General features: G+C 62.8%; 19 protein-coding genes. 9 read left to right on the top strand and 10 right to left on the bottom strand.

Annotation, left to right across the window (positions count from 1 at the left end):
- Positions 1-209: 209 nt before the first annotated feature.
- From mca to ACJD00_RS03585, 5 genes are all read left to right on the top strand, one after another.
- Entirely contained in the window at positions 210-1076 is an 867-nt protein-coding gene (gene mca, locus ACJD00_RS03565; RefSeq protein WP_418909295.1) for a mycothiol conjugate amidase Mca, read from the top strand.
- Between the two features lie 43 nt (positions 1077-1119).
- Positions 1120-1401 (top strand): hypothetical protein, encoded by a 282-nt coding sequence (locus tag ACJD00_RS03570; RefSeq protein WP_309408576.1) that lies wholly within the window; start codon positions 1120-1122, stop codon positions 1399-1401.
- A 25-nt stretch (positions 1402-1426) separates the two neighbouring features.
- Positions 1427-3535, top strand: coding sequence for a thioredoxin domain-containing protein (locus ACJD00_RS03575; RefSeq protein WP_418908517.1), 2109 nt, complete (start codon positions 1427-1429; stop codon positions 3533-3535).
- A gap of 38 nt (positions 3536-3573) precedes the next feature.
- Entirely contained in the window at positions 3574-4335 is a 762-nt protein-coding gene (locus ACJD00_RS03580; RefSeq protein WP_418908518.1) for an isoprenyl transferase, read from the top strand.
- A 207-nt stretch (positions 4336-4542) separates the two neighbouring features.
- A complete protein-coding gene (locus ACJD00_RS03585; RefSeq protein WP_418908519.1) occupies positions 4543-5859 on the top strand; it encodes a PhoH family protein in 1317 nt (438 codons plus the stop codon).
- On the opposite strand, the gene ACJD00_RS03590 is transcribed toward ACJD00_RS03585, so the two are convergent.
- Complete coding sequence (locus ACJD00_RS03590; RefSeq protein ID WP_418908520.1) at positions 5810-6655, bottom strand: hypothetical protein; 846 nt, start codon at positions 6653-6655, stop codon at positions 5810-5812. The genes ACJD00_RS03585 and ACJD00_RS03590 overlap by 50 nt on opposite strands.
- A 72-nt stretch (positions 6656-6727) precedes the next feature.
- Positions 6728-7246 carry an N-acetyltransferase family protein gene (locus tag ACJD00_RS03595; protein WP_418908521.1) on the bottom strand — a complete coding sequence of 173 codons (519 nt, stop codon included), beginning with the start codon at positions 7244-7246 and terminating at the stop codon, positions 6728-6730.
- Positions 7247-7386: 140 nt separating this feature from the next.
- Here ACJD00_RS03595 and ACJD00_RS03600 point away from each other — a divergent pair, with 140 nt between their 5' ends.
- Genes ACJD00_RS03600 through ACJD00_RS03610 form a run of 3 tightly spaced genes read left to right on the top strand, consistent with a single transcriptional unit; the run spans position 7387 to position 9241 of the window.
- Complete coding sequence (locus tag ACJD00_RS03600; RefSeq protein WP_418908522.1) at positions 7387-7881, top strand: prepilin peptidase; 495 nt, start codon at positions 7387-7389, stop codon at positions 7879-7881.
- Between the two features lie 10 nt (positions 7882-7891).
- A complete protein-coding gene (locus tag ACJD00_RS03605) occupies positions 7892-8347 on the top strand; it encodes an NUDIX hydrolase (protein WP_418908523.1) in 456 nt (151 codons plus the stop codon).
- 57 nt (positions 8348-8404) lie between these two features.
- On the top strand, positions 8405-9241 hold the full coding sequence (locus ACJD00_RS03610; RefSeq protein WP_418908524.1) for an SGNH/GDSL hydrolase family protein: 837 nt from the start codon (positions 8405-8407) through the stop codon (positions 9239-9241).
- Here ACJD00_RS03610 and ACJD00_RS03615 read toward each other — a convergent pair.
- The 4 genes from ACJD00_RS03615 to ACJD00_RS03630 form a co-directional block, all read right to left on the bottom strand.
- Positions 9238-9819, bottom strand: coding sequence for a GNAT family N-acetyltransferase (locus ACJD00_RS03615; RefSeq protein WP_418908525.1), 582 nt, complete (start codon positions 9817-9819; stop codon positions 9238-9240). The two genes, ACJD00_RS03610 and ACJD00_RS03615, sit on opposite strands and share 4 nt — an antisense overlap.
- A 65-nt stretch (positions 9820-9884) precedes the next feature.
- Positions 9885-11297, bottom strand: coding sequence for a class II fumarate hydratase (locus ACJD00_RS03620; RefSeq protein WP_418908526.1), 1413 nt, complete (start codon positions 11295-11297; stop codon positions 9885-9887).
- A gap of 76 nt (positions 11298-11373) precedes the next feature.
- Entirely contained in the window at positions 11374-12018 is a 645-nt protein-coding gene (locus ACJD00_RS03625) for a carbonic anhydrase (protein WP_418908527.1), read from the bottom strand.
- A gap of 64 nt (positions 12019-12082) precedes the next feature.
- The gene (locus ACJD00_RS03630) at positions 12083-12727 is read right to left on the bottom strand and encodes a DUF4245 domain-containing protein (RefSeq protein ID WP_418908528.1); all 645 of its coding nucleotides are present in this window, start codon (positions 12725-12727) and stop codon (positions 12083-12085) included.
- A 148-nt stretch (positions 12728-12875) separates the two neighbouring features.
- On the opposite strand from ACJD00_RS03630, the gene glpX reads away from it, so the two are divergent.
- Positions 12876-13910, top strand: coding sequence for a class II fructose-bisphosphatase (gene glpX, locus ACJD00_RS03635; protein WP_418909296.1), 1035 nt, complete (start codon positions 12876-12878; stop codon positions 13908-13910).
- Between the two features lie 71 nt (positions 13911-13981).
- Here the strand turns inward: glpX and ACJD00_RS03640 are convergent, their stop codons facing one another.
- From ACJD00_RS03640 to ACJD00_RS03655, 4 genes are all read right to left on the bottom strand, one after another.
- Complete coding sequence (locus tag ACJD00_RS03640; protein WP_418908529.1) at positions 13982-14962, bottom strand: aldose 1-epimerase family protein; 981 nt, start codon at positions 14960-14962, stop codon at positions 13982-13984.
- Between the two features lie 95 nt (positions 14963-15057).
- Positions 15058-16329, bottom strand: coding sequence for a glycosyltransferase 87 family protein (locus tag ACJD00_RS03645; RefSeq protein WP_418908530.1), 1272 nt, complete (start codon positions 16327-16329; stop codon positions 15058-15060).
- 205 nt (positions 16330-16534) lie between these two features.
- Positions 16535-17740, bottom strand: a complete 1206-nt coding sequence (manA, locus tag ACJD00_RS03650; protein WP_418908531.1) for a mannose-6-phosphate isomerase, class I — start codon at positions 17738-17740, stop codon at positions 16535-16537.
- Between the two features lie 39 nt (positions 17741-17779).
- Complete coding sequence (locus ACJD00_RS03655; protein ID WP_418908532.1) at positions 17780-19300, bottom strand: LCP family protein; 1521 nt, start codon at positions 19298-19300, stop codon at positions 17780-17782.
- Positions 19301-19405: the final 105 nt, after the last annotated feature.

A 19405-nucleotide genomic window follows, 5' to 3' on the forward strand; every position in this document is an offset into this window, starting at 1 on the left:
CCTTGTGCCATTCTGTACCGTTGCGTGTGCTGGAACCGACTTCCAGTTTACGCGCGTCGGCATGGGTGGGAATAATCGAACGCTGGTGAGAGTTCTCATCCACAGATGAGTCCACGACGGCCCCAAGGCCCACGGCGTAGCGCAGAAGGAATACATCGGTGCAAAACCACGCAGTTCAGAAGCTGGCCCCCTCGCAGGGCCTTCGTCTTATGGCGATCCACGCCCACCCGGACGACGAGTCCTCGAAGGGTGCAGCCACCATGGCGGCCTACGTGGCCGCCGGTGCCGAGGTGATGGTGGTTTCCTGCACCGGAGGTGAACGTGGAGATATTCTCAACGCGGCCGCCGGCGAGCTGGCGCACGCGCACCGTGACCTTCCCGGGGTGCGCCGCATGGAGATGGCCGAAGCCGCCGCGGTGCTAGGCATTCAGCACCGTTGGTTGGGTTACGTTGACTCCGGCCTGCCAGAGGGTGACCCGCTGCCGGATCTTCCCTTCGGTGCCTTTGCCCTGCAGCCGGTGGAGGTCGCCGCGGCCGGGGTTATCAAACTTATTCGTGAGTTCCGCCCGCATGTCATCACCTCCTATGACGAAAACGGCGGTTATCCCCACCCGGATCATATTCACGCGCACAAGGTCGCAGCCTTCGCCTATGAGCACGCCGGGAATCCCGAGATGTATCCGGAGCTCGGTGCCCCATGGGAGGTGCGCAAGCTCTACTATGACCGTGCCTTTGCCCCGGAGCGTTTCCGTGCTCTGCACTATGCAATGCTCGAGGCAGGCTTCGAGTCTCCCTATGCCGAACGTGTGGCCGCGTGGGAACAGGATGAAGAGCAGCAGATGTTCGGCTGGGTTTCGCCGCACACGACCACCACGCAGGTTCCCTGCGCAGAGTTCTTTTCGCAACGCGATCAGGCCTTGCTGTCCCACCGCACGCAGATCGACCCGGAGGGATTCTTCTTTGCGGTGCCCGAGCATATCTATGCCGAACACTGGCCGTGGGAAGATTTCACACTGATCAATTCCAAGGTTCCCACCGAGCTGCCCGAGCAGGACCTCTTCGCCGGTTTACGATAGAAGTTAAGCAAAACTACGTCATAGAGAAGAGTTGTTCCTACCCGTGAACGCGCTATACCTGACGATGTCGGCCACCGGCACGCCAGTGCAGAATGAAACCCTCCAGAACAACAGCTACGGCCCGGGGTTCATTGGATTCGTCGCCACCGCGCTGATGGTGATCGCCGCAATCTTCTTGATTCGCGACATGATCCGTCGCGTGCGCCGGGTACGTTACTCTTCGGCGGCCGAAACTCAGCAGGCCGATCTGGTGGCCCGTGGCGAGGCGCAACGTCTTCAGGAGCCAGAAGAGCCTGAAGATCCGATGACTCGTGAGGATAAATAACAGGTAACGGGGCTAGCATAAGGCTGTGGCCCATCGACTAGAACACGCAGCCAGCCAATACCTACGCCAGCACGCGCACCAAGACGTGGACTGGTGGCCTTACTCAGCGCAGGCCTTTGCCATAGCCGCCGAACGCGACGTTCCGGTGATGCTATCGATCGGCTATGCGGCCTGCCATTGGTGCCATGTGATGAGCCACGAATCCTTCGACGATCCGGTGATCGCGCGAAAGATCAACGAGCACTTCGTGCCGATCAAGGTCGACCGTGAAGAGCACCCGCTCGTGGACGAGACCTACATGATGGCCACCCAGGCGATGACCGGCGCCGGTGGTTGGCCGATGACCGTGTTCGCGTTGCCCGACGGGCGGACCTTCCAAGCCGGGACCTACTACCCGGCGCACCCGCGTCAAAACACGCCCTCCTTCACTCAGGTCCTCGATGCGGTGCACGAGGCATGGGTGCAGCGTCGTGCCCAGGTCGAAGAGCAGGCCGCCCTGCTGGCCAGTCATCTGTCGGAACTCACCGCACGGAACGGGCAGCTGTTGCGTCTGGGGCTTTCCGGTGAGCAGGGGGTGGACCTCAGCGCCGTACGCGACTACTTCACCGACCACACCGCCGAAACCGGCGGCTTTAGTACGGCCCCGAAATTCCCGCCCACCTGGGCGCTGGGCGCCTTCTGGCGCACGGTGATGCTGGATCCGAGCTCCACGACGCACAGTGCCGAGGCGCTGTTTACAACCCTCGAGTCGATCCTGCTCGGGGCACTACATGACCATGTCGGCGGCGGGTTCGCCCGATACTGCGTCGACGAGCACTGGAGCGTGCCGCATTTCGAGAAGATGCTCTACGACAATGCGGGATTGCTCAAGCTACTAGCCGATACGGCGGTGCTGGCCGGACAGTACGCCAGCAGTGCACCGCCGGCGCTGGCGGTCCGTGCCCAGCAATTGCGCGCCGCGTCGCTGCGGGCCGTCGAGAAGCTTGTGGCCTTCCTCGAGCGCGAGCTGTTGGTAGGGGATCCCGAACAATCGCTGCATGCCTTCGCGGCGTCGTTGGATGCCGATTCCCTGCGTGCCGGGAAACTCATCGAGGGAGCCGCCTACACGTTCAACCGTGAGGAACTGAATCCGATCCTGAGCCGCTACACCGAACAGTTCGGTAACGGATTCCTGCGCTTGGCGCAGGTGGCCGAAGACCCGGGTCACTATTGCCTGTCCCTCGGACGCTACCCGATGGCCGGGGAGTTGGCCGGGTGGGAGCAACTTTGCGAGGAACTGGCGCAGCTGCGCGCGCAACGGGCCCGCCCGAGCCGCGACGCGAAGGTGGTGGCCGGGTGGAATGGCCTGCTCATCGAGGCGCTCGCGCACGCCGGGGCCCTACTGGCCGAACCGCGGTGGATTGAACTGGCCGAACGTACCGCACGCAGTGTCTACGAGGTGCACGTCGACCCGCAGACCGGGCGGCTCTCTCGGGTGAGCTTTGCCGGCCGCGCCGCCGAAGATAATGAAGGCACGCTGGGGGATTACGCCGCGCTCGCGCTGGGTTTTGCCACCCTTGCGCAGCTGAGTGAGGACCCGCAGTGGGCCGAGGGTGCACGACAATTGCTGGACCGTGCCGCAGAATTCGTCGATGACACCGGCCTGCCGGTGGACGCAGCGGGACTCGACCAACAATTGCAGGCGCAGCGCGGGGTGGCCGGCGCCGTGTCGGTGCTCGATGAGGCCGAGCCCTCGGCCATTGGGCTTTACGCACGCGCCAGTTGGCGGGCGGCCCAGCAGGATTTGCTCCGCGGCGACCCAGAAGAGCAGGCCGCCGACCATATCGAGCGCATCACCCACCTGGTGGCGCACGCAGGGATCCTTGCCGCCCAAGTACCGGCCCAGGTCGCCAACTCGCTGATTGTCGCGCATGAAATAGCCGGCCCGGCGCATTACCTGAACATCAGCGGTGGCACTGCCGAGCAGCGCGAACAGGCGCGGGTACTGGCCCGGGCACTCGGGTTGGCCGTGGGCGGCGAAAAGGCAACGGAGGGCGAAGAATTGCGGATCGAGCCTTGTCGGCTGGGTTCCTGCCGGCCCGCCGTGGGCTCGGCCAGCGAGCTTCTGGCCATGTTGCGCCACGAAAAGCTGTAGATTTGAATCTAGCAGTTTTCGACCCCCAAGGAGCCAAGGTGCGACTTCCGTCCCTCGTGTACCGTTACTACGAACGGCGCGTCGCGAAGTCTTTGTCCACCGAACGGCTTCCGCACCACATCGGTGTGATGGTCGATGGCAACCGCCGCTGGGCAAAACTCGCCGGTAGCCCCACCAAGGCCGGTCATCAGGCCGGGGCCGATAAGATCCTCGAATTTCTCGGCTGGTGCGATGAGCTGGGCATCAAACTCGTGACCCTTTACATGCTCTCCACCGACAACCTGAACCGCGAGGCCGACGAGCTACGCGACCTGCTCGACATCATCGGCAACACCCTGGACCGCCTGGGTGAAACGAACCGCGTCAAGGTCCAGCAGGTCGGGGCACGAGACCTGCTCCCGGCGGAGCTGGCCACGAAGCTGGCTCATCTGGAAGCCGCCACCGCGCAACGCTCGGGAATCCACGTCAACGTCGCCATCGGCTACGGCGGACGGCGCGAAATCATCGACGCGGTCAAGGCGCTATTGCACGATGCTGCGCAGCAGGGACGCACCCTGGAGGAGATCTCCGCCGACCTGGTCGTCGACGATGTCGAGGCCTACCTATACACCAAGGGGCAGCCAGACCCCGATCTGGTGATTCGCACCAGTGGCGAACAGCGCCTCTCCGGCTTTCTCACCTGGCAAAGCGCCTACTCCGAATTTTATTTTTGCGAAGCGCTCTGGCCGGACTTCCGGCGCGTCGATTTCCTGCGGGCCTTGCGTGACTTCGCCGACCGGCAACGGCGTTTCGGCGCCTGAGCTCAGGACTTTTTTCCTCTCTTCCACCCGGAGTTAACCCGTAAGCCGCCATTTGGGGCTAGCCTGAGATAACAGGCAGGGCCAACCGGCCCTGGTGACCGAAGGGTTCTGACACTCGATGAGTCTAGGTGGCCTCATCCGGTGGCGGGACTCCCCACATCGCGTGGGGAGCTACCCCACGCCGGAGCAGAGAATGGGTGAGCTGATATGACCCGAACCACCGACACGGCTGTGCGAACCTACGTCATCGATACCTCGGTGTTGCTCTCCGACCCGCGGGCGATGTTTCGATTCGAAGAACATCATGTCGTGCTCCCGTTGACCGTCATTACGGAGCTCGAACATAAGCGCAAAGACCCGGAGCTGGGCTATTTCGCCCGGCAGGCGCTGCGCTTGCTCGACGACCTGATCGCGGCACACGGGGGACTAGCGACCGCGGTGCAGGTTTCCGAGGTCGGCGGGACGCTACGTATCGAGCTGAACCACATTGCCGCGGAAGTGCTGCCGGTGGGCATGCGCACCAGCGAAAACGACACCCGGATCTTGGCGGTGGCCAAGCACCTGCTCGACCAGGGCAACGATGTGGCCCTGGTGACCAAGGATCTGCCGATGCGCATCAAGGCCTCGGCGATCGGCATCCACGCCGAGGTGTATCGCAGCGAGCTGACCCCCAGCTCCGGTTACTCGGGCGTGGTGGAACTGGGCATCGGCGAAGAGCAGATGGCCGAACTCTACGAGTCCGAACAACTGGACAGTTTGGACGGGCTGGACGAGGTGCCGGTCAACACCGGCCTGGTGCTCACCTCCACGCGCGGCAGCGCACTGGCTAGGGTGCGACCCGACGGTGGGGTGCGGCTCGTGCGCGGCGATGCCCAGGCCTTTGGGTTGCACGGGCGCAGTGCCGAGCAACGGTTGGCCCTAGATTTGCTCATGGACCCTTCGGTGGGGATCGTCTCGCTCGGAGGACGCGCGGGTACCGGTAAGTCGGCGCTGGCCCTGTGCGCCGGGCTGGAAGCGGTGCTTGAGCGCCGCGAGCACCGGAAGATCACCGTATTCCGCCCGCTCTACGCGGTCGGCGGTCAAGAACTGGGCTACCTGCCGGGCACCGAGGGGGACAAGATGGGTCCCTGGGCGCAGGCGGTCTTCGACACCCTCGGCTCGGTGGTTTCCAAGAATGCCATCGATGAAGTCGTCGAGCGTGGCATGCTCGAAGTCCTGCCGCTGACCCATATTCGTGGTCGTTCGCTGCACGATACCTTCGTGATTGTTGACGAGGCGCAGTCGTTGGAACGCAATGTGCTTCTGACGGTGCTCTCCCGTATCGGCCAGCATTCGAAGGTGGTGCTCACCCACGATGTGGCGCAGCGCGACAACCTGCACGTGGGGCGGCATGATGGTGTGGCGGCGGTGGTCGAACAGCTCAAGGGTCATGAGCTGTTCGGGCATGTGACGCTGACCCGTTCGGAGCGTTCGGCTATTGCTGCCCTGGTGACCCAGATGCTCGACGGCCCTGCGGCGGGCTGACATCCATGCGTAGCTCATAGGGCTCGAAGGATCGCACATCCGTGAGCGTGGGTGCCTCGCCGGTGAACAGCGAGTCAATGTAGTACTCGTTGCTGGCGAGCACCCGCGCCCGTAGCTCGGGTGCCGCCGGCCCGGTGAGTATCTTGCGTTCGAGGCAGATTCCCGTGGCTTGATCGAGCACGATCAGCGTACGAGTGCCGGGCGGGACGAGCGGGAACTCGGCCAGCGCCGGGCGATAACTGTAGCCGGACGAAAGAACCGCGGCCACCGCCGGGCGGTCACTTTCGGTGCGTACCGGGGTGAGCTCATGGATGAACGTGGGATGGTTGAAGGGCAGGTCAAGCTCGGCTTCCTGCGACCCGGCGAGCTCCCACGGGTCAAGCACGCTCGCCCAGTAGGGCAGTGGTAGCAGGTCGCCGTAGTCGGCGATGGCCGGGCGGCGTGCCACCAGATGATCATCGGTATATACCGGCGAGGTCAGCGAGGCCGGCAGCGCCCACGAACTGGCCGTCGCGGCCACATAGTCGCGCCCCCGATCGACGGTGAACAGTTCATGTTGGAAGACAATCTCATTGCCGGCACGTACGGTAATGGCCTCCCGTTCACGCAACAGCACCTGCAGATGACCAACCAGCCCGCGTTCGGGCAGACCCAGCTCCTCGGGCACCTCGAGTTCCACGTGCAACGAATCGCTGAGCCAGGGCGCCGAGCGGGCTAAGGCGCGGAAACGGCGCCGCGCGGCCGAATTCGGTTCGGGGGCGTGGGCGAAGACCTGCGGGTGGGTATCTGCCTTCATGAATTCAGTCTAGAAGCTTGCCGCTGGCACGCAAGGACGGAGCCTACTCGGCTTCGGTTTGATCGCCTTGAACTAGCGGCGCGCGCCAAGCGATTTGATCATCGTGCCAGCATTGGTGGCTTCCGGAGCCGGGACGAACCCCTCGGAGAAGTACAGTTCGCGGGCGAAGTTTTCCGCTTCAACACTCAGACTTAGGGCCCGTTCGCCACGGTGCTCGGCGTACGCAACAGCGCGCCGGAGTAGTTCCCGGCCAAGGCCCTGCCCGCGAAAGGCGGCGTGCACGCACAGGCTCAGTTCACCAATGTCGGGCGCGATAAACCCATAGCCGGGATCGGTAGCCGGTAGATATACCACCCACGCCACACCCGCCCAGCGTTGGTGAGCGTCTATGGCCAGAATGCCGTAATCGCCCCGATCGGGTTGGAGCTGGCAATAGTGTGCCAGTTCCGGCGTGCTCCGTACCTGCTCGGCGGTGAACCGCTCACCGCACCAATTGAGGTTCGCCGTGGTGGCTTCGAGCAGAATCGGGGCATCCGACGCGGCGAGCGGGCGGAACTCGAACTGAGCGACGGCGGGGGAGGTCGGTGGCACGGTGCTCCTTCCGGGGCCAGAACGAATGTCGTGGCATCTTGGAGCATGCTATCGGATGGGCGCACTGTGCGATGCCCGGTGTCCACAGCTTGTTGCCGTGTGGCTAGGCGGTCGGCACCCCACCGCATATGCTCGACGGTATGTTGACCTTTGCGAGCGGATCCCCGGCGCTGTGGCTACTGATGGGCTTGTATTGGGCAACGAGCTTGGGCTTTGGCCTCTGGCTCTCGATCACCGACCTGCGGTGGCATCGATTGCCCAATACCGTCGTGGCCGCATGGCTGGGTGCTAGCGCCTTGCTCTTGTTGCTGATGGCGCTGGTTGCCGGGGAACCGAAACGGTTGCTGTATGCCGGGGCCGGGATGCTGATCTTGCTCGGTGCGTACCTGTTATTACATGTGCTTACCCGCGGGGCGATGGGTATGGGGGATGTTAAATTGGCCGGGGCGCTGGGCTTCAACCTCGGGTTCTTCGCATTAAGCGCGCTGTTCCTCGCGACGGTGCTGGCCTTCGTCACGGCAACTTTCATGGTGCTGATCGGGGTGGCGGTACGCAAACTGAGCATGTCTTCCCGGGTGGCCTTTGGACCCTTTATGATCCTCGGCGCGGTGATTGCCCTAGCCATGACAGGATAGGAGCATGCCTATGCCCGAGTTTGTCACCCGCCTGCGGGCTAAGATCGGCCACGACCCGTTGTGGATGTCTGGGGTGAAGGTCGTGGTGTTCAACGACGATAAACTACTGCTCGTGCGGCGGGCCGATAACGGCCGCTGGACCCTGCCAGCCGGCATTGTGGATCCGGGCGAAGAGCCTGCACACACCGCGGTGCGTGAAGTGCTTGAGGAATGCGGCGTGCACTGCACCCTCACCGCGCTTCTGGGCGTTGGGGTCACCGCGCCGGTCACCTACCCCAACGGCGATCAAGCCCAGTATGTTGACATCGTCTTTCGCGCCGAACATCGCGCCGGACAAGCCCAGGTCAACGACGACGAGAACCTCGAGGTCGGCTACTTCCCGCTCGACAACCGTCCGGAGTTGCCGCCGCTGCATGAACGGGCCGTGCACTGGGCGCTGAACCCCAAGCCCGGGGGCTACTTCTAACTGCGGCGTAACCCGTTGGTCACCGCCGGTCAACCTCCACACGGCAGGCTGGTGAGCGTGCCGGACCACGAACGAAAACTCTATGTGGCCATCGGGGATTCCTTTACCGAAGGCGTAGGCGACTGGAACAAGCAGTTGCCCAATGGTGTGCGCGGTTGGGCCGACCGGGTGGCCGAACAACTGGCGAAGGATTCTCCCGGCTGGCAATACGCCAATCTGGCGGTACGCAGCAAACGCATGCGGCATATCATTGCCGATCAACTAGAGCCAGCGGTAGCCATGAACCCTACGTTGATCACCTTGTATGCCGGTGGCAACGACATCATGGACCTGGGCACCAGCATGGAGAAGCTCATGGCGGACTACCGGTGGATGGCCAAACGCCTTGCTGCCACCGGAGCCCGGCTCGTGCTTTTTACCGGATACAACGTCAAGGTTTCGCTCCTGCTCGAGCCGCTGAAGAAACGCAACGCATATTTCAATGAGCAGGTACGTGCCATCGCCAAGGAAACCGGTGCCCTGCTGCTGGATTACGAGACCTTCACCGAATATGAGGATCGACGCATGTGGGGTGATGATCGGCTACATATGTCCAAGGCCGGACACAAGTATCTGGCGCACCGCGTGCTCAAGCTACTGGGAGTCAAGGACAGCATTAAGCTGACCCTGTTCGAGCCGCCCGAACGGCGCAGCCTTCGTCAGCGGGCCGCGGAACAACGCCAGTGGATTAACGATTGGGTCTTGCCGCTCATGGGGCGCAAAGTGCGCGGCGTGACCATGGGAGATCACCTCACCGCGCGTTGGCCGCGTCCGGTGACGGTGCCCAAGAAGGGTGGGCTGCGCAAGCTCGCCAAGAAACAGCGTAAGGCCGAGCGCGCTCGCCGGGCGGCCTAGCCGCTGCGCTCCTGCGGGAAGATAGCTTTCCAGCTCTCCGGGCTCGGGGCCTGATCGTGGAGCAGTTCGGCCCACCATTCATCGCGCCACTGCCCGTGCCAGTCGGCGCTCCGGCGGGTTTCGCCGATGAACCGAAATCCCAAGGCACGCGCCAGTGCCGCCGAGCCGAGATTGCCGGTAAAGGCGCGCCATAGAATGCGTTGCACGCCTAGGCCCTCGGCGTCGAAGGCGTGGGCGAGGACCGCGAGGCCGGCGGTGCGTAGGTAGCCGCGACGGCGGTACCGTGGATGGCTCCAGTAACCGAGTTCGGCCGCGTGCGATGACTGCGGATGCAGGCTCATCATCCCCACCACTTCCGCATCGCGAAGGATGGCCCAGCTGTATTCTTCGCCGGTCTGTCGAAGCTCGGCGGCGCGGGTGATGAACTGCTGCGCCTCCGGCACACCATAGGGACGCGGCAACACGATGCCCTGTTGCGTGAGCTCGTCTTGGCATGCCTCGGCGATGGACGGTGCATCGGAGGGCTGTGGAGGCCGCAAAGTCAGGTCGGCGGCGTGAAGAACGCGCTGAGCAGGCATAAGCCCAGTGTGCCATGGGCGGACTCGGAACCGGGAGAGCCGGACCCGAGTCCGCCGGCGACGGCCTAGAAGTTGCCGGTCATGGTGGAGACGTCGAGCAACTCATCGAGCTGCTCCTCGGTGACCTCGCCGTGTTCGACGAAGCCTAGGGCGATCGTGGCCTCGCGAACGGTGAGCGACTCGGCCACGGCCTTCTTCGCGATCTTCGCGGCGTTTTCGTACCCAATGAGCTTATTTAGCGGGGTAACGATCGACGGGGAGGCCTCGGCAAGGAAACGGGCCCGCTGCTCATTGGCGGTGATCCCGTCAATCATCTTGGTGGCCATCACGCCCGAGACATTCGAGAGCAAGCGGATGGACTCAAGCAGGTTCGAAGCCATCACCGGAATGCCGACGTTCAGCTCAAAAGCGCCGTTGGTTCCGGACCAGGCAATGGTGGTGTCGTTGCCGATCACCTGGGCGGCCACCTGAATAACGGCCTCGCAGATCACCGGGTTGACCTTGCCGGGCATAATCGAGGAGCCGGGCTGCAGATCCGGAATGGCGATCTCTCCGAGTCCGGTGTTGGGGCCAGAACCCATCCAGCGCAGGTCGTTGGCGATCTTCATCAGCGAGATGGCGATGGAACGCAACTGGGCCGAGCCTTCGATCAGCCCATCGCGGTTGGCCTGTGCCTCGAAGTGATTGCGTGCCTCGGTGATCGGCAGACCGGTATCCGCGCGCAGGAACTCGAGTACCTGTTGCGGGAAACCCTTCGGGGTGTTGATTCCGGTACCTACCGCGGTCCCACCCAGAGGTACTTCGGCCACGCGTGGTAGTGCGGCCTCGATGCGTTCGATCCCGTAGCGGACTTGGGCGGCGTAGCCGCCGAATTCCTGACCCAGGGTCACCGGGGTGGCATCCATGAGGTGGGTGCGCCCCGACTTGACGACGCCGGAGAATTCTTTGGCCTTGGCCTCCAGCGAGCTGGCGAGTTGTTCGAGCGCGGGGATCAGTTCCCCGCTCAGCGCCGCGGTGGCCGCTAGATGAACCGAGGTGGGGAAGACGTCGTTGGAGGACTGGGAGGCGTTGACGTGGTCATTGGGGTGCACGCTGGTTTCGGAACCCGCTGCCGCCAGGGCGCGGCTGGCCAGTTCTGCAATCACCTCGTTGGTGTTCATATTTGAACTCGTGCCCGACCCGGTTTGGAAGACGTCGATCGGGAACTGGTCGTCGTGGGCACCGCTGGCGACCTCGTCGGCGGCGGCGATGATGGCCTCGGCACGCTCGGAATCTAGTACCCCGAGTGCTTGGTTGGCCCTGGCCGCGGCCTTTTTGACCTGAGCCAGGGCCCTAATGTGGGTTGCTTCCAAGCGTTTGCCGGAGATCGGGAAGTTCTCCACGGCTCGCTGGGTCTGCGCCCGGTATAGCGCGTTTTTCGGCACCCGGACTTCGCCCATAGTGTCATGTTCGATGCGGAATTCGTTACTCGTGGTCATGAGCCACAGGTTACTCTTCCAAGGCAGCTAAATAACAGGGCGTTGACCTACATATCACGAGCCGTGGTGAGTTGTCTCACGCCAAGTCGTCGTCGCTCAACCCCAGGTGCGATACTAGGCGAGCCTTGCCTTCGGCGAGGTTATAGGCCACGCCGGCTACCGCGGTGCGTCCGTCCTTGACTGCTTCGGAAATGATGCGGGAACGATCCACAAGCAGATCGGTGGTTTCCTTGACGTGCTCGATCACGGTTTCGTTGACCGTGGTGATGCCCTTGCGTTCGGCGGCGAAGACCGAGGGGGAGATGTGCTCGATCAGGTCGCGCACGAAGCCCTTGGGCATTTGCCCGGTCTTCTTGGATTCCACTGCGGCGGTGACGGCGCCGCAACTGTCATGGCCGAGGATGACGATGAGCGGAATGTTCAAGATATCTACCGCGTATTCCAGCGAACCCAGGGCCGCGGCATCCACCACATGCCCGGCGGTGCGTACCACGAAGACGTCGCCGAGACCCACGTCGAAGATGATCTCCGCGGCAAGTCGTGAATCGGAGCAGCCGAAGATCGCGGCGAAAGGTTCCTGACCGCCGACCAGTGATTCGCGGCGTGTGGCGTCCTGGTTGGGGTGTTGGGTGGCGTCTCCGGTGAACCGGCGGTTACCGGATACCAGTTGTTCCCATGCGGCCTGTGGGGTCATGTCCTGATCAGTTGACGTTGTGCTCATGATTTCGAATTTTACTCGTCCGATACCCGCCAGTAGGGCAGGAGGGCGACTAAGTAGAAATAAGTCAGCGCTGTAGCTGGGTCTGGGCCAGGCGCGCAAGATTGATGAGCTCTTCCTCGCCGGTGTCGCTGGAGAGGACCAAGGTGCTCTGACCCAGCTCCGCGATGAGGTAGGTTTCGTCGTCCTTGGTGCGGACCTCCCACTCGGTGCCATCAAGCACGAGCTTGTCGGAGGGGGTGGCGTTTTCGGTGATATTCGCCAGCCAGGTCGGGTTCGCGTCGGCTGTCTGGCGTACCCAGGCAAATTTGCTGTCGCTGAGGACCAGACCGAATTCCCAGTAGGACACGTCCTGCACGGCGTTGGTGCGCCAGCGTGCGAAGTTCGCGTATTCGTCGCCGGAGAGCTGCGGAGCCCACACCTGGAATTTGGCGACCTGCGCGGCCTCGGTCGCAACCTGCTGGAGATCCACCGGATTCTTGAAGCTGTCATCCTTTGGCCCGGGATTGAGCAACAGGATCGGCACGGCCACGGCCACGGTGAAGAGAATGGAGAGCACCATGCCTTTAAACGTCTGGTTGGCCCGCTTGGCCTGCTTCTCCGTGAGGACCGGCTTGAACGGAAGGTCTTCGTAGGTGGCCTTCGGGTCGCTCAAGTCACGACGCTGCGGGTCGACGGATTCGGTGGGTGGCTGATTCTCCGGTTGTTGCACGGCTCTATTCTCCCCGATGAACCTGTGCAAATCGAACCACTATGGGCGTCGACACATTGGGACTTGGGCGACACACCCCATGAGGTTCTCCGGCGATTGGCGATATGATGGGGGTGTTTGCATAGGCGCAAAGACAATGACTGAAGTGATGGGACCCTTCGTGACCAAAGACAATAATTACGCCCAGCTGTCCGATCGACTGTCGGTTTCCGACGCAGAGCCGGACCGCAACCTCGCACTTGAGTTGGTCCGAGCCACCGAGGCCGCGGCCATCGCTTCGTCCCCGTGGGTCGGCTTTGGCGACAAGAACGCTGCCGATGGGGCTGCCGTGGACGCGATGCGTTCGCTGCTGTCCTCCGTGAACTTCAACGGAGTCGTCGTCATCGGCGAGGGCGAGAAGGACGAAGCCCCGATGCTCTTCAACGGCGAGCAGGTCGGCAACGGGTCGGGCGCGTTGTGCGATGTGGCCGTGGACCCCATCGACGGCACCCGACTGACCGCTCTGGGCCTGAATAACGCCCTGTCGGTTCTGGCAGTGGCTGACCGTGGCGCGATGTTTGATCCGTCGGCCGTGTTCTACATGGAGAAGCTGGTCACCGGCCCGGAGGCGGCCGATCTCGTTGACCTGCGTCTGCCGGTGAAGCAGAACCTGCACTTGATCGCCAAGGCCAAGGGCAAGAAGATCAGCCAGATCGCGGTGACCGTGCTGGACCGCCCGCGTCACGCCGGTCTGATTGAGGAAATCCGCGCCGCCGGGGCCCGCACCAAGCTCATCATGGACGGCGACGTTGCCGGTGCCATCGCCGCGACCCGTGAGGGAACCGGCGTGGATGCGCTGATGGGTATTGGTGGAACCCCCGAAGGTATTGTGACCGCCTGCGCGATCAAGTCCCTCGGTGGCGTGATTCAGGGCCGCCTGGCGCCGATTGATGACGCCGAGCGTGAGAAGGCGCTGGAAGCCGGGCATGAGCTCGACCGCGTACTGACCACCAACGACCTGGTGACCAGCGATAACTGCTACTTCGCGGCGACCGGCATCACCGATGGTGATCTGCTGCGCGGTGTGCGCTACAAGAACAACCGCATTCACACCCAGTCGATCGTGATGCGTTCGAAGTCCGGCACCATTCGCTTCGTCGAGGGTGAGCACGCGCAGGATAAGTGGGAAGCCTACACCCGCTAAACTCGCACGTAGCCCAGAAGAACAGGGGGGGCGTTGCCGACCGTTGCGGTCGGCAACGCCCCCCTGTTATTTCACGGCAGTTGTTGTGCGGCACTCGGGGTGCCGCTTGCTAGTGCCGGAGCCTTCACCGCGCTGACCGACCAGTGGTTTTCTACCGGCTCGCCCGGTGCGAGATGGATGAGATCGGTGCCCGAGTTGAACGCGTCGGGTGGGCAGGTCATCGGCTCGATGGCGACCGCGGCGCGATGTGCTGCCGCGGGCTCGTCGTCGCTGGTGTAGACCTGTACCCAGCGGAAATCTTCGGCCGAGAAGGCCAGCTGGACGCCTTGTCCCTGGTCATTGACCAGGCTGATGTTCACGGTTCCCTCGGAGTCCTGCCGGAGTCCGCCGAAGGCATGATCGATGGCTTGCGACTCGAGGCGACGAGCGGTACGGAAATCGAATTCTCGGTGCTCGTCGACCGGCGCCAGTTCTTGGGGGATCAGTCGCTTCTCGTCGGCGAGTAGGACGAGATCTGCCGGTAGCTGCAGCGTCCACTGATCGGCCGGAGTGTTACCGGCGACGAAGTAGGGGTGGATGCTGTTGCCGAAGGGTGCCGGCTCGCTGCCTAGATTGGTGACCTCGAGGCTACCGTGCAATCCTTGTTCGTCGAGCAGGTAGCGCTGAAGAAGCCGCAGTCGATGCGGGTAGCCGGGTTGCGGGGCGATTTCGGTGTGCAGGGTGACATGGTGCTCGCCTTCTTCCACCACCGTCCATTCCTGCCAGCACACCAAGCCGTGGAGGGCGTGGCCGCGTGCCACTTCGGTGAGTGGAAGCTGCTCGGTGGTCCCGGCGTGGTGGTAGCGGCCGTCGACGATGCGATTGGGCCAGGGGGCGAGGACCGCGCCGTGAAAGCCTGGCCGTAGCCGGTTGGCGTCGAAGGGGAGGATCAAGTCTCCCTGTTCATGACGCAGCACGCGAAGGGATGCGCCCACGCTGGAAATGCAGGCCCGATAGGCCCCGGCTTGTATCCAGTATTGCTGTCCCGTTGCGGGGGTGATTGGCTCGCTCATGGGGTCCTTCCGTGACGCTGGGCATGCTCGAATCACTTAATGATAGCGCTAACATCGCCGCCGTGCCGGGGAAGTCTGTCCTGATTCTTGCGCTGCTAGGCCGGCGTATTAGAACTTTCGCGCACCGCTAACGACTCCGGAGCACGGCGTAAGGCACTAGCGGCTAGCGCTACCAAGAAGGCGATTCCCCAAAGAATGTCGGCATTGCCCAGCAAGGACTGCCACCACGACCACTGCAGCTCAAGGTCATGGCCACGCGGCAGGAGCCGTGGCGTACCGATGGCAAAGATTGCTGCGCCGCCGACCAACAGCGCCACCCAGGTTGTCGGTGCCCCGTTGCTCAGCCGGTGGGCCACATACATCAGTGCCGGCACAATCCATACCCAGTGGTGGGTCCATGACACCGGGGAAGCGAAAAGGACGTAGATCGCCAACAGCAACACGGCCCCAAACTCGTCGCCGCGCACGATGAGGCGGCGACCGACATACAGCACGCTCAGCCCGACGATGGCGCAGAGCGCGAACCACAGCAAGGGAACCTCGGCGGCTGAGAACCGTGCCAATAGCCCCTTGAGCGACTGGTTGCCCGCATAGGCTAGATCGCCAATACGCGATGGATCGGTGATGGTGGCAAACCAGTAGGTCACCGAATCCTGGAAGGCCACGAGAAAACCAAAGCCGGTGGCGGCCAGTGCGCTAAGCACTCCCATGACCAACGCGCGCCAGCGACCATTGAGCAGAAAGAATGCCAGAAAAACGGCTGGGGTGAGCTTGATAGCGATGGTCAAGCCGATCAGCGAGCCCTGCCACCAACGACCGCGACCCAGACTGATATCCGCCAGTACCAGGGCCATCAACAACAGATTAATCTGCCCCAAGCCCAAGGTGTGCCGCACCGGTTCGAGGGCGATGGCCAGTACGAACAGCAGGAGCAGCACTGGTTTAACCACAGGGCTCGCGCCGAGTTCACGTGCCGCAATCCAAAGGGTCAACGCCAGGCAGCCGAGCGAGACGGACGTGAAGATCAGATTGGTCAACCACAGCGGCAGCAGCGCCATCGGGGTAAACATCAGCGCGGCAAAGGGTGGATAGGTGAACGGCAGCGCGATTCCCGATGACGTCGGCGGCAAGACGCCGTAGAGGTCCTGACCCGAGAGCAGCGCCACGGCACCGAGCCGGTACACATCCAGATCTAGGTGATAGGCCGGGAAACTTGGCGTAAAGGGCACACCGAAGAGCATCAGTGCGGCGGCCAGTACGGCAAGCACCAGCAACCAGTGACCGTAGGGTGCCAGCCATACCGAGGCGCGTAGCCCGAAGGGCAACTCGGAGCGTGGTGAGGTCGGGGCCGTGGTCTTCAACTGCACGTAGGTCGCCTATCGAGCCTGGCACCGCCAGGCGGCAAGGCTCAGGTTGAGTTCGAAAGTGGACTGCCCCAAGACCTCAGGCTCTGCGCCGGGCGCGCAACAGTCTGATGGGTTGAAGGGCAACCATCAGTCTATTTCATATCTCGACGATGGATGATCCGGTAGTGTTCCGGCTCACGCGGCGGATCTCTAGTGCGGTGGTGGGCTAGGCCGGTTGCGCACTGGCGGCAAAAAGACGCCCGGGCTCGGCGCCGAGCATACTGGCCTGCAACGGTAGTTCCGTCGCGGGCACGAACACCGACTGGCCGCGTTCCACCACGCGTTCTCCGGCGGCACCACGGATGCTGAAGCGCCCCTGAGTGCACAGCAAAATGGATCCACCGTGGAGTTGCAGATCTACCTGCTCACCGTCGGCGATGCCATCGAGCACCTGCAACTTGAACTCGGAGAACTGCGGAATGAACTGTCGGTTCCCGGTTCCCAGCGACTCGCCCTCCAGCAATGGCGCCGGGGCCGGGGTCGCGACGGTGACCTTGAGCAGTTCGGGCACGTCGATATGCTTGCTGGTCAGCCCGCCGCGCAACACATTATCCGAGTTGGCCATCACTTCGATGCCGAGCCCGCGCAGATAGGCGTGAACATTTCCGGCCCCAAGGCTAATGGCCTGTCCCGGTTGCAGGGTCACCAAATTCAACAGCAAGGACACCAAGATGCCTGGATCGGAAGGGTAGATCGTGCTGATCCGCAGCATCTCGGCGAAACGGGCAACCTCATTCAGCGTCGGGTCGGCTTCGATGGCGGTCAGCATCTCATCGAGCATGACGGTGACCGGCTCCCCAGCGGTGAGCACGAAATCCAGCGCGGCAGCCAGCGGCTTTTCACCCTCGAGCAATTCGATGAGGCGTTGACAGGTGGCGGCGCCTCCTTGGCCCAGGTCTCCTTGCAGTAAACGCAGGTCGCTGACGATGGCCGCCGGTTCCCGGAACCCGGAGAGCGCGGTGAACTCGGTCAACGCATAAAGCATCTCCGGCTTGTGGTTATCGTCCTTGTAGTTGCGGTGTGCGGCATCGTCAGGAACGCCGGCAGCCTGCTCGGCGGCATACCCGGCACGTGCCTGCTGCAGCGTCGGGTGTACCTGAATCGACAGCGGTTGCGCGGCGGACAGCACCTTGAACAAGAACGGCAACCGGCCATAGCGTTCGGCGACATCCGCGCCTAAAAGACCCTGCGGGTCGGCCGCAATGAGTTCGGCCAACGAGACACCTTCAAGCGAACAACTCGGCGAACCGGGGTGGGCCCCGATCCACAACTCCGCTTGCGGAGTGATGGACCGGGGCAGGCCCAACTCGTCGGTGATCTGTGATGCGGTACCCCAGTGGTAGTCCCGGATCTGGTTCTGCAACTCAATCATCGAGGGAGAGCCTTTCATAGCGGTTGAACCCGTTGCCGTTTAGGGCACCGAGCATTCGTCGTTGTTGGCGGCGATCTGCGCGATACGGGTGCGCGCACCGTTGTACTCGAGGTTTACGAGGTATTCCTCGGTGATCGGGCTGCCATCTGGCTGGGTGAAGGTCTGCTCGGAACCGTTCGAGAGCTTCGGGGCGTCGTTCGTCCCGGTACCGTCATTCGGTTCTTCGCTTTCCTCGGTCTTCTCCGAGGACTCGCTCGGCGAGGCCGAGTTGCTCTTTTCGTCCTTCTTCTTCGGCTCCTTCTTCTTTTCCTCATTCTGCGCGGCGATGAGTTTTTCGATGCGCGAATGAATCTCGTCGAAGTCCGGGTAGGTCGAGAAACTGCGTGGGAAGTCCGGCGCGCCCAAGGTCAACCGCTTGAACGGGGTGGCCCGAGTCTTATCCGCGAGCGACACGAAGGATCCCAGCTGTCCGGCGGGAATGTTGGTTTCCACCAGCTGTTCGCCGGCCTGCATGATCGCGGTGAAGCGGGTCAGGATGGTCTCCGGGTTGAACTGCTTGATGATTGCCTGCTGCAGGCACTGCTGCCGCTTGATGCGGTGGTAATCATCGGTAAAGTCGCGCGAGCGGCCAAACCACAGGGCCTGCTTGCCGTTCAACTCCAGCTCGCCCGGTGGGAACCAGTGGGTGCGGATGTTGGTGCCCTCCCACTTTTTCGCGTTGTAGGGGACCCAACCACCGGAGTTGATCTTCACCCCACCCAGCGCGTCGATAAACTGCTGGAAGCCGGCCATGTCCACCATGACGTAACCCTGAACTGCCAGACCGGTGCTGCCGGAGATCGCGTCCATCACGGCCTGGGCGCCAACGTTCTTCACCGAATCGGGGAACGCGTCGGCGTGGTTATCCTCGGCATCGCGGTAAATGGCATTGAACAGGCATTCGTCACCACAGTTGTAGCCGTTCGGGTAGAACTGCTTCATCGGTGAGTCATCGGCAAAGCGGGCATTCTGCATATTGCGCGGAATCGAAATCATCAACGACTTGCCGGTTTTGGCGTCTACCGAGAGTAGCGCCATCGAGTCGGTACGCACACCGGTACGGTTATCGCCCGAGTCGGCACCGAGTACGGCAATGTTGTAGCGCCCATCGACCGGGTCAAAGGCAGGTCCCTCGTCGAAGACCTTGGTGATGGTCTCGCGTCCGGTGTTCACCAGCGAGGCACCATAGATAAACACACCACTGGTGGCCACCACGGCCAAAATCGTGAAGGCCGCGACGATGACTCGCATGCCCGGCGCCAGCAGTTTCGGCCTGATAATCGCCAGCGTGTTCAAGAACATGATCAGCCAGCCCACGGCCAGCGCGCCGAGCACGACGATCAGCACAAGCTGGAAATTCGGGTGCGCGATCGTGGAAAGAATGACGCCGCGATCGATGAAGTACAGTCCGAGCACCGCCAACGCGATAGCCCAGCATGTGAGGGTTACGGTCAGCGCAATACGACCGAGCGCGCGGTTACCGGCGATGAGCTGAGCGCTACCGGGAATCAGGATGGTCATGATGACCAGTAGCAGGGCGCGCTTACTGCGCGCCGGTGAATTCAAATCTTCCGGATGGCGCAATGGACTTGGTGCGCGATGCGAGGCGGAACCCATATATTTGCA

The sequence above is a fragment of the Glutamicibacter endophyticus genome, assembly GCF_048457885.1.
GTDB classification, from domain to species: Bacteria; Actinomycetota; Actinomycetes; order Actinomycetales; family Micrococcaceae; genus Glutamicibacter; species Glutamicibacter endophyticus.